13 protein-coding genes are annotated in these 13,017 nt (G+C 72.3%); 6 read left to right on the top strand and 7 right to left on the bottom strand.

What is annotated here, in order from left to right; all coding sequences use genetic code 11:
- Window positions 1-89 precede the first annotated feature (89 nt).
- A complete protein-coding gene (locus OHS18_RS02680; protein ID WP_328615778.1) occupies window positions 90-764 on the bottom strand; it encodes a TetR/AcrR family transcriptional regulator C-terminal domain-containing protein in 675 nt (224 codons plus the stop codon).
- Window positions 765-857: 93 nt separating this feature from the next.
- On the opposite strand from OHS18_RS02680, the gene OHS18_RS02675 reads away from it, so the two are divergent.
- Complete coding sequence (locus OHS18_RS02675) at window positions 858-1,397, top strand: ester cyclase (RefSeq protein WP_328456448.1); 540 nt, start codon at window positions 858-860, stop codon at window positions 1,395-1,397.
- Window positions 1,398-1,446: 49 nt separating this feature from the next.
- Here OHS18_RS02675 and OHS18_RS02670 read toward each other — a convergent pair whose 3' ends face one another.
- Together OHS18_RS02670 and OHS18_RS02665 are read right to left on the bottom strand one after the other, a co-directional pair.
- Window positions 1,447-3,321, bottom strand: a complete 1,875-nt coding sequence (locus tag OHS18_RS02670; RefSeq protein WP_328615777.1) for a Calx-beta domain-containing protein — start codon at window positions 3,319-3,321, stop codon at window positions 1,447-1,449.
- 308 nt (window positions 3,322-3,629) lie between these two features.
- Window positions 3,630-4,667: an NAD(P)-dependent alcohol dehydrogenase gene (locus OHS18_RS02665; RefSeq protein WP_328615776.1), complete on the bottom strand. Its 1,038-nt coding sequence runs from the start codon at window positions 4,665-4,667 to the stop codon at window positions 3,630-3,632.
- A gap of 97 nt (window positions 4,668-4,764) precedes the next feature.
- Between OHS18_RS02665 and OHS18_RS02660 the strand changes: the two genes are divergently transcribed.
- Complete coding sequence (locus OHS18_RS02660) at window positions 4,765-5,358, top strand: TetR family transcriptional regulator (RefSeq protein WP_328615775.1); 594 nt, start codon at window positions 4,765-4,767, stop codon at window positions 5,356-5,358.
- Here OHS18_RS02660 and OHS18_RS02655 read toward each other — a convergent pair.
- Entirely contained in the window at window positions 5,352-6,014 is a 663-nt protein-coding gene (locus OHS18_RS02655) for a hypothetical protein (protein WP_328615774.1), read from the bottom strand. The genes OHS18_RS02660 and OHS18_RS02655 overlap by 7 nt on opposite strands.
- A 67-nt stretch (window positions 6,015-6,081) precedes the next feature.
- A complete protein-coding gene (locus tag OHS18_RS02650) occupies window positions 6,082-6,783 on the bottom strand; it encodes a helix-turn-helix transcriptional regulator (RefSeq protein ID WP_328456459.1) in 702 nt (233 codons plus the stop codon).
- 125 nt (window positions 6,784-6,908) lie between these two features.
- Between OHS18_RS02650 and OHS18_RS02645 the strand changes: the two genes are divergently transcribed.
- From OHS18_RS02645 to OHS18_RS02630, 4 genes are read left to right on the top strand one after another with little or no spacing between them, the layout of a single operon-like run.
- On the top strand, window positions 6,909-7,163 hold the full coding sequence (locus tag OHS18_RS02645) for a hypothetical protein (RefSeq protein WP_328456461.1): 255 nt from the start codon (window positions 6,909-6,911) through the stop codon (window positions 7,161-7,163).
- 57 nt (window positions 7,164-7,220) lie between these two features.
- Window positions 7,221-8,087, top strand: a complete 867-nt coding sequence (locus OHS18_RS02640) for an FAD binding domain-containing protein (RefSeq protein ID WP_328615773.1) — start codon at window positions 7,221-7,223, stop codon at window positions 8,085-8,087.
- Window position 8,088: 1 nt separating this feature from the next.
- Window positions 8,089-8,559 (top strand): (2Fe-2S)-binding protein, encoded by a 471-nt coding sequence (locus OHS18_RS02635; protein WP_328615772.1) that lies wholly within the window; start codon window positions 8,089-8,091, stop codon window positions 8,557-8,559.
- Window positions 8,556-10,913, top strand: coding sequence for an aerobic carbon-monoxide dehydrogenase large subunit (locus tag OHS18_RS02630; protein ID WP_328615771.1), 2,358 nt, complete (start codon window positions 8,556-8,558; stop codon window positions 10,911-10,913). The genes OHS18_RS02635 and OHS18_RS02630 overlap by 4 nt, the downstream gene beginning before the upstream one ends.
- Window positions 10,914-11,084: 171 nt before the next feature.
- On the opposite strand, the gene OHS18_RS02625 is transcribed toward OHS18_RS02630, so the two are convergent.
- Both OHS18_RS02625 and OHS18_RS02620 read right to left on the bottom strand, forming a co-directional pair.
- Complete coding sequence (locus OHS18_RS02625) at window positions 11,085-12,002, bottom strand: NADP-dependent oxidoreductase (protein ID WP_328615770.1); 918 nt, start codon at window positions 12,000-12,002, stop codon at window positions 11,085-11,087.
- 6 nt (window positions 12,003-12,008) lie between these two features.
- Window positions 12,009-12,647 (bottom strand): HD domain-containing protein, encoded by a 639-nt coding sequence (locus OHS18_RS02620; protein ID WP_328615769.1) that lies wholly within the window; start codon window positions 12,645-12,647, stop codon window positions 12,009-12,011.
- Window positions 12,648-13,017 lie beyond the last annotated feature (370 nt).

Genomic DNA, 13,017 nt, shown 5'->3' with positions numbered 1-13,017 from the left:
AGGTGTGGAATCGCCATTCCGCCGCGTTTTCACCGGGGTGCCGCACCGTTCGTCCCGGCCGGGGCACGCCCCGGCACGCACGGTGATGCTCAGCCGCGGACGGCCGCCAGCGCGGCGACCAGAGCGTCGACGCCGAACTCGAATTCGGCGTCGTGGTCGCAGACCGCCAGGTGCGGCGCCGCCGCCACGACGTGCGGCAACCCGGACGCCGTCAGCTCGGTTTCGCGCCGCCCGGCGCCTTCGACGTCGGCGCCGCTGAACGCCGGTCCCGCGGACACCTCCCGCAGCAGCGAGCCGACCAGGAAGGCCAGCGACGTCCGCAGCGCGCGCACGGCACGGTCCGGCTGGAACCCGGCCCGGTCGAGGACGGCCAGCACCGCCTCGGTCGGCCCGAGCGCGGCGGGCGCGTCGAGCTGGCGGGTCAGCACGAGCGGCGCGCAGCGCGGGTGCCGCAGCGCGGTGCGCCGGAAGGCGTGGGCGACCGCCCGGACGTCGGCGTCGAGGTCGCCGCTCGGGGCCGGCAGGCGCAGGCCCGCCAGCACCGCCTCGGTGATCGCGTCGAGCAGCGCGTCCCGGTTCGCGACGTGGTTGTAGAGGCTCATCGCATCGACGCCGAGGCGCTTGGCGACGCCGCGCATGGTCAGCCGTTCGACACCTTCGGCCTCGGCGAGCGCCATCGCCGCGTCGACGATCCGCGGCCGTGACAACGGTTCCCGCCCCCGCCGGGGCCGGCCGCGCCGCGGCGGTTCCGTCTCGGTGTCCATCCCGCACCTCCTGGACAAAACCTACAGCGTAGGTCTACGGTCCGTACATACCTACGGCGTAGGTTTTATCCCACCAAGACTTGAGGACCCCGGATGACGACCGCCTACACCCTGCCGCCGGAAGACGTGCTGCGCGCTCGCGAGAAGCTCGTCCTCGACCACTTCCACGACGAGGTGCGCCAGGCCTGGGACGACGTGCTGGAGACGTTCCCCCACCCGCACTACGAGCTGATCGCGTCGATGACGGTCCACGACGGCGACGGTGAGGTCCGCGGCTACTACCACGACACCCGCGTCGCCTTCCCCGACCAGGACCACGAGATCATCGCCCTGCGCCACACGGCCGACGCCGTGGTCGTCGAGTTCTGGCTGAAGGGGACCCACCTCGGCCCGCTGGGCAAGATCCCGCCGACCGGCAGCCGGCACCGCACCCGGATGACGGCGTACTTCGTCTTCGACGAGCAGGAGAACCTGGTCACCGAGCGCGTCTACTTCGACCAGCTGACCGTGCTGAAACAGCTGCTGGGCGGGCTGGACAAGAAGAACCCGAAGGACCTGGCCACGTTGGTGCGCGCGGTCTTCGGCGCGTTGGGCGAGGCCGGCGGCGAGCCGGATCCCCGGCTGCTCGGCTGAAAAGCGGGGGCGGCCGGGTTCACCGGCCGCCCCCGCTCACTTCACCTGGTCAGCGCCGGCAGGGGTTGCCGGCGGGGTGGGCGGTGGTTCCGTGCACGTCGGCCTGGGACTCCGCGAGCACGATCTTGGCGAGCGCCGTGTCCAGCGCGACCGCCTGCTGCTTCACGACGCCGTTCACCACGGTCTGGCCGTTCAGCTTCAGCGAACCGATGACCAGCGGGATGGTCAGCGGAGCCGAGCCGACCGTGACCGCGAGGCCGTTGATCTTCAGCGAGGCGACGTTCGAACTGCCCGCCAGCGCCGGGGCGAGACCGCCCGTGGCCGGCTGGCAGGTCGCCGACGCCTGCGACTGGATCACGCCCAGCTCGATGGTCAGCCCGAGCGTGCTGATCACCGTCTTGTCGATCTTGGCGGTGGCCTGCGCGTGGTCACCGGCGGCCGGGGCCGCCGACTGGTTGTCCGGCGTGACGTCCGTCGACGCGGTCAGCGTCTTGGTCTCCACCTTGATCAGGCCCGCGTTGAGCGTCGCGCCCAGCACGGTCTGGCTGTCGTCGGCGCAAGGCAGGTCCGCCGGGTTGGCGACCCCCGCGGTGATGCCGATGACGTTCGCGGCGGTGCCGGTGCAGGAGAACGCGCCGTCCCGGTCGTCGTCGGTGATCGTGCCGATCCCGGTCGGGTCGACCAGGCCCGCGCCGACCGGCGCCGACAGCGTCACCGTGAACGTCTCGTCCGGCTCGTCGACCGTGTCCGGGTTGACCGGCACGGTCACCGGCTTGGCCGTCTCACCGGGCGCGAAGGTGACGTCGCCGCTCGCCGCCGCGTAGTCCGCCGGCGCGCTCGCCGTGCCGTCGGCGGTGGCGTAGTGGACGGTCACCGGGTTCGGGCTGGCCCCGCCGAGCAGCGACACGGTGAAGGTCGCCGGCACCGGAGCGCCGCCGGATCCTTCGGCGACCGTGACGTCGTTGACGCTCAAGCCGAGCACCCGCACGGTCGTCGTCTCCACGTAGCCCCGCGAGACGCCGTCGACCAGGTAGTCGACGGTGCAGTGGTAGGTCCCCGGCGCGGCGTTGCCCGCGGCGGCCACCGTCTCGGTGAAGGTGGCGACGTCACCACTGGGCACCTTGACGCTCGTGGGCGCGTTGGTGACCGTGAGCTGCGGGTCGCACGTGGTGACCTGCGGGGTCACCGTGACCTCGATGGACTTGATGCCGTCGAGGATGGCCTGCGACACCGCGCTCGAGGGCACGTTGTTGAGCAGCACGCCGCCGGTGGCCGACGTGATCGCGCTAGCCTGCCCGTCGAGGTCGAGCGCGCCCACGTTGACCGCGACGACGCGGATTTTCGCCGCCTTGAGCGCGTCGATGGTCTGGGCCAGGTTGTGCCCGCCGCTCGGGTCGTGCGACGGCGCGTCGCCGAACCAGGCGACGATGCGCGTGCCGTCCGGGCGGAAGGTGACCGCACCGGTGGCCAGCTCGTAGAGGGCGTTGAGGTCGGCTTCCGGGCCGTCGCCGCCGCCGGAGGCGACCCATTGGTTCGTGCCGGCCTGGACCGCCGCCTGGTCACCGGTGATGCCCGTGTTGACGCGGAACGCGAAGGGGTCGGTGAAGTCCTTGTACTCGGCGACGCCGAACTGCGCCGTCGGCTGCGCGGCGAGCACGTCGCCGGTGATGGTGTTGGCGTTCGCGCGCACGTTGCCGATGGCGGCGCCCATGCTGCCCGTGGTGTCGGCGAGCAGCACCAGGTCGGGGTTCGGCGGCACGGCCGACGTCGTCACGTGCTTGGTCACGGTGGCGCTCTTCCCCGCGTCGAGCGTGAGGTCGACGGTGGCCGGATCGACGCCGGGCGGCGCCGCGGCGGCGACCGCGGTCGGGGCGAGCAACGCCGTGACGGCCGTCAAGGCGACGAACACTGATCTTCGGGACATGACTTCCCTTTCGAGATTTTCCGGTGCCTGGCCTGGGAAAGACGGAAAACCGCCGACTTCGTTAGCACTTCGCCCGCGCTTCACCCGGAGCGCGCAGTCAAGGCGCTCAATGGGCGATCACCGGGAATTCGCGCTACTCAAAGGGGTACTGGCCGGACCGTCTCGTCCAGGGGCGGCCGGAAACCGTCACACTTCAGTGCGACGCCGGTCCCGATTTTCTGCACAACGCGTGGTCGATCGGCCGCCGGAAACCACCGGTTTTTCTCACCGGAACGGAGAAGAATGACCCGAATGCCGCAGCGAACCGGCTAGGAAAGGTCGGCCAGGTCGAGCACGAAGCGGTACCGGACGTCGTTGCGGCCGAGCCGCTCGAGAACGTCGTTCACCTGCTTCGACGGGACCACCTCGACGTCGGCGGTGACGTCGTGCGCGGCGCAGAACTCCAGCATCGCGGCGGTCGCGGGGCGGCCGCCACTGCCCGCGGAGCCCAGCTTCTTGCGGCCGACGAGCAGATCCGTCATCGACACCGTGACCGGGCCCAGGTGCCCGACGACGCTCAGGGTGCCGTCGAGGGCGACCAGCTTGAGGTACGGGCCGAGGTCGTGGGGCACCGCGATGGTGTCGACGACGACGTCGAACCGGTCCCGGGCCGCGGACAACCGCGCCTCGTCGGTGGACACGATCAGATCGTGGGCGCCGAGGCGGCGGGCGTCCCCGGCCTTCTCGGCCGTCCGGCTGAGGACCGTGGTCTCGGCGCCGAGCGCGACGGCGAGCTTGACCGCGAGGTGCCCGAGGCCGCCGAGCCCGGCCACGGCGACGCGCGTCCCCGGACCGACGCCGAGGGCCCGGAGCGGCTCCCAGACGGTGATTCCGGCGCAGAGCAACGGCGCCGCCGCCGCGGGGTCGAGTCCCGCGGGCAGCGGGTAGGCGAACCCCTCGCCGACGACGTACTCGCGGGCGTAGCCGCCCAGCGTGGGGGTGCCGTCGTGGCGGTCGGTGCCGTCGTAGGTCAGGGTCGGGAACTCGTGGCAGAAGTTCTCCTGCCCCCGCCGGCACATCGGGCAGACGCCGCACGAGTCCACGATGTTGCCCACCGCGACGGCGTCCCCGACGGCGAACCGCGTGACGCCACTGCCCGCTTCGGTCACCACGCCGGTGAACTCGTGGCCGGGCACCAGCGGCGTCTCCCGGCCGGCGCGGCGCAGGGCGTGGAGGTCGCTGTGGCAGACCCCGCAGTAGTCCACCCGCACGGCGACGTCGTCCGCCCGCAGGTCACGGCGTTCGAGCGGCACCCGCCGCAGCGCGTCCCCGGTGCGGTCGGCCTGCCAGCCCACGGTCGTCCTCATGGCTCACTCCTCAAACAAACAGACTGTTCGGTCTATTTGACCGTAGTCGAGGTTCGGCGATCCGGCAAACAGACTGGTCTGTTGTTATCGTGGCGGCATGGCCGACAAGCCCCTGACCTCGCGCGGAGCCGCGACGAAGCAGCGCATCATCGACGTGGCGACCCAGGAGTTCGCGCGGTACGGCCTGGCCGGCGCGCGCGTCGAGCGGATCGTGGCCGCGGCCCGCACCAACAAGGCCCAGCTCTACGGCTACTTCGGCAGCAAGGAAGAGCTGTTCGACACGATCTTCCTGGATGCGATGGGCTCGATCCGCGACGGCGTCCCGATCGACGCCGGCGACCTCGCGGACTGGGCCGTGCGCCTGTACGACGAGTACCTCCGCCGGCCCGACCTGATCCGGCTGGCCACCTGGGTCCGCCTGGAGCGGCGCCCCGCCGGGCACCTCGTCGCCGACGCCGACCGCCTCGACGCCGCCAAGCTCGGCGCCATCGCCGACGCGCAGGCCGCCGGGCGGGTCCGGGCCGGGGACCCGTTCGACCTGATGGCCGTGGTGATCGCGATGTCCATGGCGTGGTCGCCGGTCAGCAACGTCTACGCCGCCACCGACGAGGAACCGTCCGAAGTGCACGAACAGCGCCGGACGCTCCTGCGGGAGAGCGTCCGGCGCGCCGTCGCGCCCGAAGGTCAGTAACGGAAGGAGCGGGTCCCGGTCAGCGACCAGGCCCGGGCGACCCGGCCGTCGCGCACCGACAGCAGGTCGGCGCCGCTCGCCGCGGGGCCGGTCCACAAGAACGCGATGGTGCCCCGGCCGGGATCGACGATCGGCTCGCGGTGCGGCGTCAGCACCGCGGGTTCGGGCCGCGCGAGCGGGCCGGCCGCGCCGGAGAAGAACCCGAAGTCCCCGGTGAGCACGTCCACCTGAACGCCGGCGCGCCACCGGAGCCAGCCGTCGAGGACCTTGTCCAGGTCGTCTTCGGCGGTGTACGCCGGGTCGGGTGCGGTGTCGCGCCGCTCCCCCGCGAACGTCCAGTTCTCCGCGATCCGGTCCCCGCGCAGGATGTTGACGTCGAAGCCGGTCAGCTTCCGGCCGTCGGCCTTGTCCACGTCCCACAGGTAGGCGAAGTGGTCACCGCCGTCGGCGAGCACCCGTGGGCGGAAGATGTTGACGTGCTTCGCGCGGTAGCCGTCGAGGAACCGCACCTGCTCCGCCGGCCCGAGCACGCTGTCGAGGCCCGGCGTCTGCCCGGACCACTGCACGCAGGCGGGGCTCATCAGGTCGTGCGCCAGCGCGGGGTCCTCGTTCCACATGCGGCACCACTGCCGCGTCCGATCTTCGTTGTTTTCCATGTCCGCCACCATTCCGGTGGAGCGCGACACCGTCCTGTCGGTGTTCGGCGTCACATTTCCGCCCCTTTCACCGCAGGGCTTCGGCGTCCAGCCGGTCCAATTCCGCGGCCCATTCGGCCTCGCGCGGGCGGAACCGCTCGCCGGTCGGTTCGACGGCGGTGACGCGGTGCAGCTGGAACCCGCGGACGCCGTCGCGCAAGCGGCACCAGGCGACGACGTACCAGCCGTGCGGCCCCCACAGCAGGCCCATCGGCTCGACGTCGCGCTCGGAGGTCGCTCCCGCCCGGTCGGTGTAGGTCAGGTGCAGCACCCGGCTCGACACGACGGCGTCCTCGACGGTGTCCGCCACCACGCCGCGGATCACCGGGAGGTCGGGGTGCGGGCCGACGCGGTGCACGCGCGCGGCCAGCGCGTCCTCCCGGCGGCGCACGTCGGGCGGCAGCACCGCCAGGACCTTCTGCGCGGCCCGGCGCGCCGCGTCCGCGAACGGCGTGGCCGACGCGGCCCGCAGCGCGACGCTGATCGCCAGCGCCTCCCGCGCGGTCAGCGTCACGGGCGGGAGGGTGCGCTCGCGGTCCAGGCGGTAACCGCCGTTGCGCCCGGTGTCGCTCCGGATGGCGACACCGGACTCCCGCAGCGCGTCGAGGTCCCGTTCGACGGTGCGGGCGCTGACTTCGAACCGGCGCGCCAGCCAGGTCGCACTGCGCGGCCTCGGCGAAACGGCGCGAAGCTCCTCCACGAGGGCGTAAAGGCGTTCAGTGCGATTCACGACAGCTAATCTAACTGCCGTCCACCGGCTGGTTCCCGCCGCTCAGCGCAGGCCACCGGCCCGGGCTGTTACAGATCCCGGCCCGTTCGCGACAGCACTGTCGAGAATGACGGGGAGGGTGGTCGGTGACGGGCGAACGACAGGTGCGGCTGCGGCTGGGCACCCGCGCGGTCTCCGCTCCGGCCGAGATCGGCCGTGAGGTGGTGAAGCGTGAGGTGGTGAAGTACGCCGGAATCACGGTCCAGCGCGTCGAAGACGGCGAACTGGTCGAGCAGACGTGGATCCCGGTGGGCGAGGCGCCGACCTTCGCCGACGACGAAGCGCTGATCGCGGAGTGGCACCAGGCACTGCGGTGGACGCAGGCCCGCGCCGACGTCTGAAGCGTTCCCTTAATCCTCTGTTGCGGACCGCGCATACGACGGGAACGATCGGCGGTCATGCAGGTGCCGGCGCAGTTCGAGTACGAACGGGCCACCAGTGTCGGGCACGCCCTCGAGCTGCTGGCCAAGTACGGCCCCGAGGGCCGGGTGATCGCCGGCGGGCACAGCCTCATCCCGATGATGAAACTCCGGCTGGCGCGGCCCGAAGCCCTGGTCGACATCAACGATCTCGGCGAGCTGTCCCGGATCGAAGTCGCCGGCGGGCAGCTGCGGATCGGGGCCCTCGTGCGGCACGTCGAACTGCTCGATTCGGCCGAAGCCGGGCGGCTGTTCCCGATCCTGCACGACGCCGAACGCGTGGTCGCGGACCCGATCGTGCGCAACCGCGGGACCGTCGGGGGTTCGTTGTGCCAGGCCGATCCGTCGGAGGACCTCTCGGCCGCGTTCACCGCCGTCCGGGCCGAGGCCGTCGTCGAAGGCGTGACCGGGACGCGGGTGGTGCCGGTGCGGGAGTTCTTCACCGGGCCGTACGAGACCGCCGTCGGGCCGGGTGAGCTGCTGGTGCAGCTGCGGGTGCCGATCCGCGACGGCACCGGGAGCGCGTACACGAAGGTCGGCCGGCGGGCCGGCGACTGGGCCATCGCCGCGGCCGGCGCGTCGCTGCGGCTCGACGGCGGTGTCATCGTCGAAGCCGGGCTCGGTCTCACCGCCGTCGGCGCGTCGAACTTCGTCGCCGCGGAGGCGGAGGACTTCCTGCGGGGCGGCCCGGCGACGCCGGAGCGGTTCGGCGAAGCCGGGACGATCGCCGCCGCGCACTGCTCCCCCGCCGCCGACCAGCGCGGACCCGTCGACTACAAGCGGCACCTGGTCGCGCAGCTGACCAGCCGGGCGCTGCACCAGGCCCACGCGCGGCGGGCGGGGTGACGTGGAGATCACCGTGACCGTCAACGACGAGCCGTACCGGCGCAGCGTCGAGCCGCGTCTGCTGCTGGTGCACTTCCTGCGCGACGACCTCGGCCTCACCGGCACGCACTGGGGCTGCGACACCTCCAACTGCGGCACCTGCGTGGTCTGGCTCGACGGGCTGCCGGTCAAGTCGTGCACGGTGCTCGCGGCGATGGCCGACGGCAAGCGCGTCCGGACCGTCGAGGACCTCGCCGACGGCCCGCGGCTCGACCCGGTGCAGCAGGGGTTCGTCGCCTGCCACGGCGTCCAGTGCGGGTTCTGCACCCCGGCGATGCTGATGACCGCGCGCTGGCTGCTCGACCGCGACCCCGATCCCGACGAAGACACCATCCGCGAGGCCATTTCCGGGCAGCTGTGCCGCTGCACCGGTTACGAGAACATCGTCCGCGCGATCCGCTGGGCCGCCGAGCACCCGGACGGTGAAGCGTGACCGCGAACGGCCACGGTTCCGTGCGCCGCAAGGAGGACGGCCGGTTCGTCCGCGGCCGCGGCACGTTCCTCGACGACGTCACCCGGCCCGGCATGCTGCACGGCGCGATCCTGCGCAGCCCGCACGCGCACGCCCGGATCGTCGCGATCGACACCAGTGCCGCCGAGGCGCATCCGAAGGTCCGGGCCGTCATCACCGGCGCGATGCTGGCCGAGCGCGGCATGGCGTGGATGCCGACGCTGTCCCACGACGTCCAGGCCGTGCTGGCCACCGACAAGGTCCGGTTCCAGGGCCAGGAAGTCGCGTTCGTCGTCGCCGAAGACCGGTACGCCGCAAGGGACGCGCTGGAGCTGATCGACGTCGAGTACGAGCCGCTGCCGGTGGTCGCCGACGCGCGGACCGCCCTCGACGCCGATGCCGCGCTGATCCGCGACGACGTCGAAGGCCATACGGACAACCGGATCTTCGACTGGGAGTGCGGTGACGCCGAGGCGACCGACGACGCCTTCGCGCGCGCGGACGTCGTCGCCACGCAGAACATGCTCTACCCGCGCGTGCACCCGGCGCCGATGGAGACCTGCGGCGCGGTCGCCGAGCTGGACCCGGTCACCGGCAAGCTGACCGTCTGGGCCACGGCGCAGGCGCCGCACGCGCACCGGCTGCTCTACTCGATGATCACCGGGCTGCCCGAGCACAGGATCCGGATCGTCGCCCAGGACATCGGCGGCGGCTTCGGCAACAAGGTGGGCGTATACCCCGGTTACCTGTGCGCGGTCGCGGCCACGATGCGCACCGGGCGGCCGGTCAAGTGGGTCGAGGACCGCTCGGAAAACCTGATGAGCACGTCGTTCGCCCGCGATTACCACATGCACGGCGAGATCGCGGCGACGCGCGACGGGAAGCTGCTCGGCCTGCGCGTGCGGGTGCTGGCCGACCACGGCGCGTTCAACGGCACCGCGCAGCCGTCCAAGTTCCCGGCCGGGTTCTTCCAGGTCTTCACCGGTTCCTACGACCTGCCCGCGGCGCACTGCGCGGTCACCGGCGTCCACACGAACAAGGCGCCCGGCGGCGTGGCGTACGCGTGTTCCTTCCGCATCACCGAAGCCGTGTACCTGGTCGAGCGGATGATGGACGTGCTCGCCTACGACCTCGGCGTCGACCCGGCGGAGCTGCGGGAGCGGAATTTGCTGCGGCCGGGGCAGTTCCCGTACACCTGCGCGACCGGCTGGGAGTACGACTCCGGCGACTATCCCGCGGCGCTGGCGCTGGCCAAGGAGATGGCGGGCTACGACGACCTGCGCCGTGAGCAGAAGGAGAAGCGCGAACGCGGCGAGCTGATGGGCATCGGGCTGAGCTTCTTCACCGAAGCCGTCGGCGCCGGCCCGCGCGAGCACATGGACATCATGGGCCTCGGCATGGCCGACGGCGCCGAGCTGCGCGTGCACCCGAGCGGGTCGGCCGTGCTGCGGCTCTCGTGCATGTCCCAGGGCCAGGGCCACGAGACGACGTTCGCCCAGATCGTCGCGCACGAGCTGGGCATCCCGACCGACGAGGTCGAGGTCGTGCAGGGCGACACCGACGCCACGCCGTTCGGTCTCGGCACCTACGGTTCGCGCTCGACGCCGGTGTCCGGCGCGGCCACCGTGCTGGTCGCGCGGAAGGTGCGGGCACGCGCGCGGCTCGTCGCCTCGGCGATGCTCGAGGTCAGCCCGGACGACCTGGAGTGGGAGCCCGGCCGCTGGTTCGTCCGCGGCGTGCCGGACCAGGGTGCCGCGATGCGCGAGATCGCCCGCGCCGCGCATTCGGACTTGGCCCTGCCCGAAGGCGTCGAAGGGCAGCTCGACGCGTCCTGTGTGTACAACCCGCCGAGCCTGACCTACCCGTTCGGCGCGTACATCTGTGTGGTGGACGTCGATCCCGGCACCGGCCAGGTGCGGGTGCGCCGGTTCGTCGCGGTCGACGACTGCGGCGTGCGGATCAACCCGGCGGTCGTGGCCGGCCAGGTGCACCGCGGCCTCGCCGACGGGATCGGGATGGCGTTGATGGAGCTGATCGCGTTCGACGACGACGGCAACCACCTCGGCGGGTCCTTCATGGACTACCTGCTGCCGACGGCCTTGGAGTGCCCGTCGTGGGAGCTCGGCGAGACGTGCACGCCGTCCCCGCATCACCCGATCGGCGCCAAGGGCATCGGCGAGTCCGCGACGGTCGGCTCCCCCGCCGCGGTGGTCAACGCCGTCGTCGACGCGCTGCGGCCGTACGGCGTGCGGCACGCGGACATGCCGCTGACGCCGGCGGCGGTGTGGTGCGCGATGCGGGGCCGGCCACTTCGGACGGACCTGGCGATCACCTGAGGCCGGGCGACGTGGTGCTCGCCCGGCTCGGCACCGTCGTTCACGCAGGAATGCGCTGTGCCGGCGGGAAAGTACCGCGAATCCCCCGCCGTCAGGGTGTAGTCGGTGCCGCCAGGAACCGAGGCGCGGCGTTCCCTCCATGCGGCCCGGGAAATCGCCGCGCGGCCACGATCACGAACCATCCGCCGCGACCTGGATGATCGTCTTGCCGCGGGTGCGCCGGTGGTGGGTGAACGCCTCCGCCGCCTCGGCCAGCGGGCGGACGTCGCCGATCAGGAGGCGGAGGCGGCCGTCCCGCAACCGCTGGGCCAGGTCCGCCAGCCGGGCGCGGTCGGGTTCGACCACGAAGAAGACCGCGCGCCCGTCCTTCGGCGACGCCGTGGGTGGCGCCGCGATGGTCACGAGGGTGCCGCCCGGGCGGACCAGGGCGGCCGACCGCTCGAGGACGTCGCCGCCGATGACGTCGAAGACCACGTCGACCTCACCGGCGTCCGTCCAGGGATCGGTGGCCAGGTCCAGGAAGGCGTGTGCGCCGAGGTCCAGCACGACGTCGCGGTCGGTGGCCCGGCCGGTGCCGATGACGCGGGCGCCGATCTCGCGGGCGAGCTGGATGGCGATCGATCCGACGCCGCCGGCCGCGCCGTGGACCAGGACGGTCTGACCCGTGGTGAGGCCGCCGTGGTCGAAGAGTCCTTGCCACGCCGTCAGTCCGGAGATCGGCAGGGCCGCGGCGACCGGGTAGTCGATGTCCGCGGCCAGCGGGGCGAGGTTGCGTGCCTCCACCGCGGTGTACTCGGCGAGTGAACCGTCGCGGGTCCAGTCGACGAGGCCGAACACCCGCTGGCCGACGGTGAGGCCGGTGGTGCCGTAGCCCAGTTCGGCGACGACTCCGGCCACCTCGTGCCCGGGCACGCTGGGCGTGCGGTCGCGGCCCGCGCGGTCGGTCCAGGTGGCGGGCCAGTCGAGCTCGCCCGGCGTGAAGCCGGCGGCGTGGACGCGCACGATGACGTCGTTTTCGGCGGCGTGGGGGTACGGCAGGTCGGTCAGGGTGGGTCCGGCGTCACGGTCCCGCACGGTGAGGGCGCGCACGGCGGATCAGCTCGGCCACGCCGAAGCGAGGACGCGCTCGACGGTCGTCGTGCGCCGGAAACCGGGGACGAAATGCGCCAGCACATCGGAGTTCACGGTTCCGTTGGTCGTCTCCGGGCGGCTCTTGAGCCCGTCGAGGTAGGTGCTCAGGAAGTCCTTCTTGAACTCGCCCCGCGGGTGCGCGGCGACGATTTCCGCCACCTGATCGGGGTCCAGCCCGTCCAGGCCGAAGCCGAGCACGTCGGTCAGCACGCCGAAGTGCGTGGTGGCGATCTCCGGGCCCATCCGGCCGGGGATGCCCGGGGTCGTGTGCAGGGCGATCGCCGTCCACACCGTTTCCGCGGCCGCCGCGGAGAACCCGTGATCGAGCAGGAACCGGCGCCCGTGGTCGGCGCCGTCGACCTCGAACCGCTGCTCCACGGCGGAAAACGGCGTCAGGAGACCGGCGTCGTGGAACATGGCGGCCAGGTAGAGCAGTTCCGGGTCCGGTGCCACGCCGAGCCGCAGCGCGTGGATCCGGCCGAAGAAGTACACGCGGCGGGAGTGGTGGTAGAGCAGCGGGCTGGTCGTCTCCCGGGCGAGCCGGGTCGCCTCGGCGACCGCCGCCGTTTCGGGAACCGCCACCCCCGCGATGATCTCTGACATGGTTGCCGCGCCTTCACTCGTGGTGGCCGGACGGGGTGTCCGGCTCCCATCCTGCCGACCCGTGCCCGCTCGCGACCGTCCCCGGACGGCCAGGAACCCCTCGGATCAGGACACGGACGGCACCATGGTGCCTCGACCCGCCTGGGCGGAAACCCGGTCCGACGCGGCCTTCTCGGCCGCGGTGGGATCCGGCCGGCGGGCCGCCCCGCCGAAGTTCTGCTTGTCCCGGCGGTGTTTGCCGGCGAGGAGCCGACCACCCCGAAGCAGGGCGCGACCCGCCGATCTTGCCGGTCAGGAAACCACTGGCCAGCGCGAGGTACAGCACAGCGGCGATACCCGTCTCGGTGAGGACGGGCGCGATCTCACGCTC

Source organism: Amycolatopsis sp. NBC_00355 (assembly GCF_036104975.1).
Classification (GTDB): Bacteria; Actinomycetota; Actinomycetes; order Mycobacteriales; family Pseudonocardiaceae; genus Amycolatopsis.
Note: the sequence above shows the minus strand (reverse complement) of the source record. Positions and strands in the feature narration are given on the sequence as shown.

Excerpts from the sequence above, each read along its gene's own strand:
- OHS18_RS02640 (WP_328615773.1), top strand. The coding sequence starts at position 7,221 with ATGCAGGTGCCGGCGCAGTTCGAGTACGAACGGGCCACCAGTGTCGGG.
- OHS18_RS02665 (WP_328615776.1), bottom strand. The coding sequence starts at position 4,667 with ATGAGGACGACCGTGGGCTGGCAGGCCGACCGCACCGGGGACGCGCTG.
- OHS18_RS02670 (WP_328615777.1), bottom strand. The coding sequence starts at position 3,321 with ATGTCCCGAAGATCAGTGTTCGTCGCCTTGACGGCCGTCACGGCGTTG.
- OHS18_RS02680 (WP_328615778.1), bottom strand. The coding sequence starts at position 764 with ATGGACACCGAGACGGAACCGCCGCGGCGCGGCCGGCCCCGGCGGGGG.
- OHS18_RS02660 (WP_328615775.1), top strand. The coding sequence starts at position 4,765 with ATGGCCGACAAGCCCCTGACCTCGCGCGGAGCCGCGACGAAGCAGCGC.
- OHS18_RS02655 (WP_328615774.1), bottom strand. The coding sequence starts at position 6,014 with ATGGAAAACAACGAAGATCGGACGCGGCAGTGGTGCCGCATGTGGAAC.
- OHS18_RS02675 (WP_328456448.1), top strand. The coding sequence starts at position 858 with ATGACGACCGCCTACACCCTGCCGCCGGAAGACGTGCTGCGCGCTCGC.
- OHS18_RS02620 (WP_328615769.1), bottom strand. The coding sequence starts at position 12,647 with ATGTCAGAGATCATCGCGGGGGTGGCGGTTCCCGAAACGGCGGCGGTC.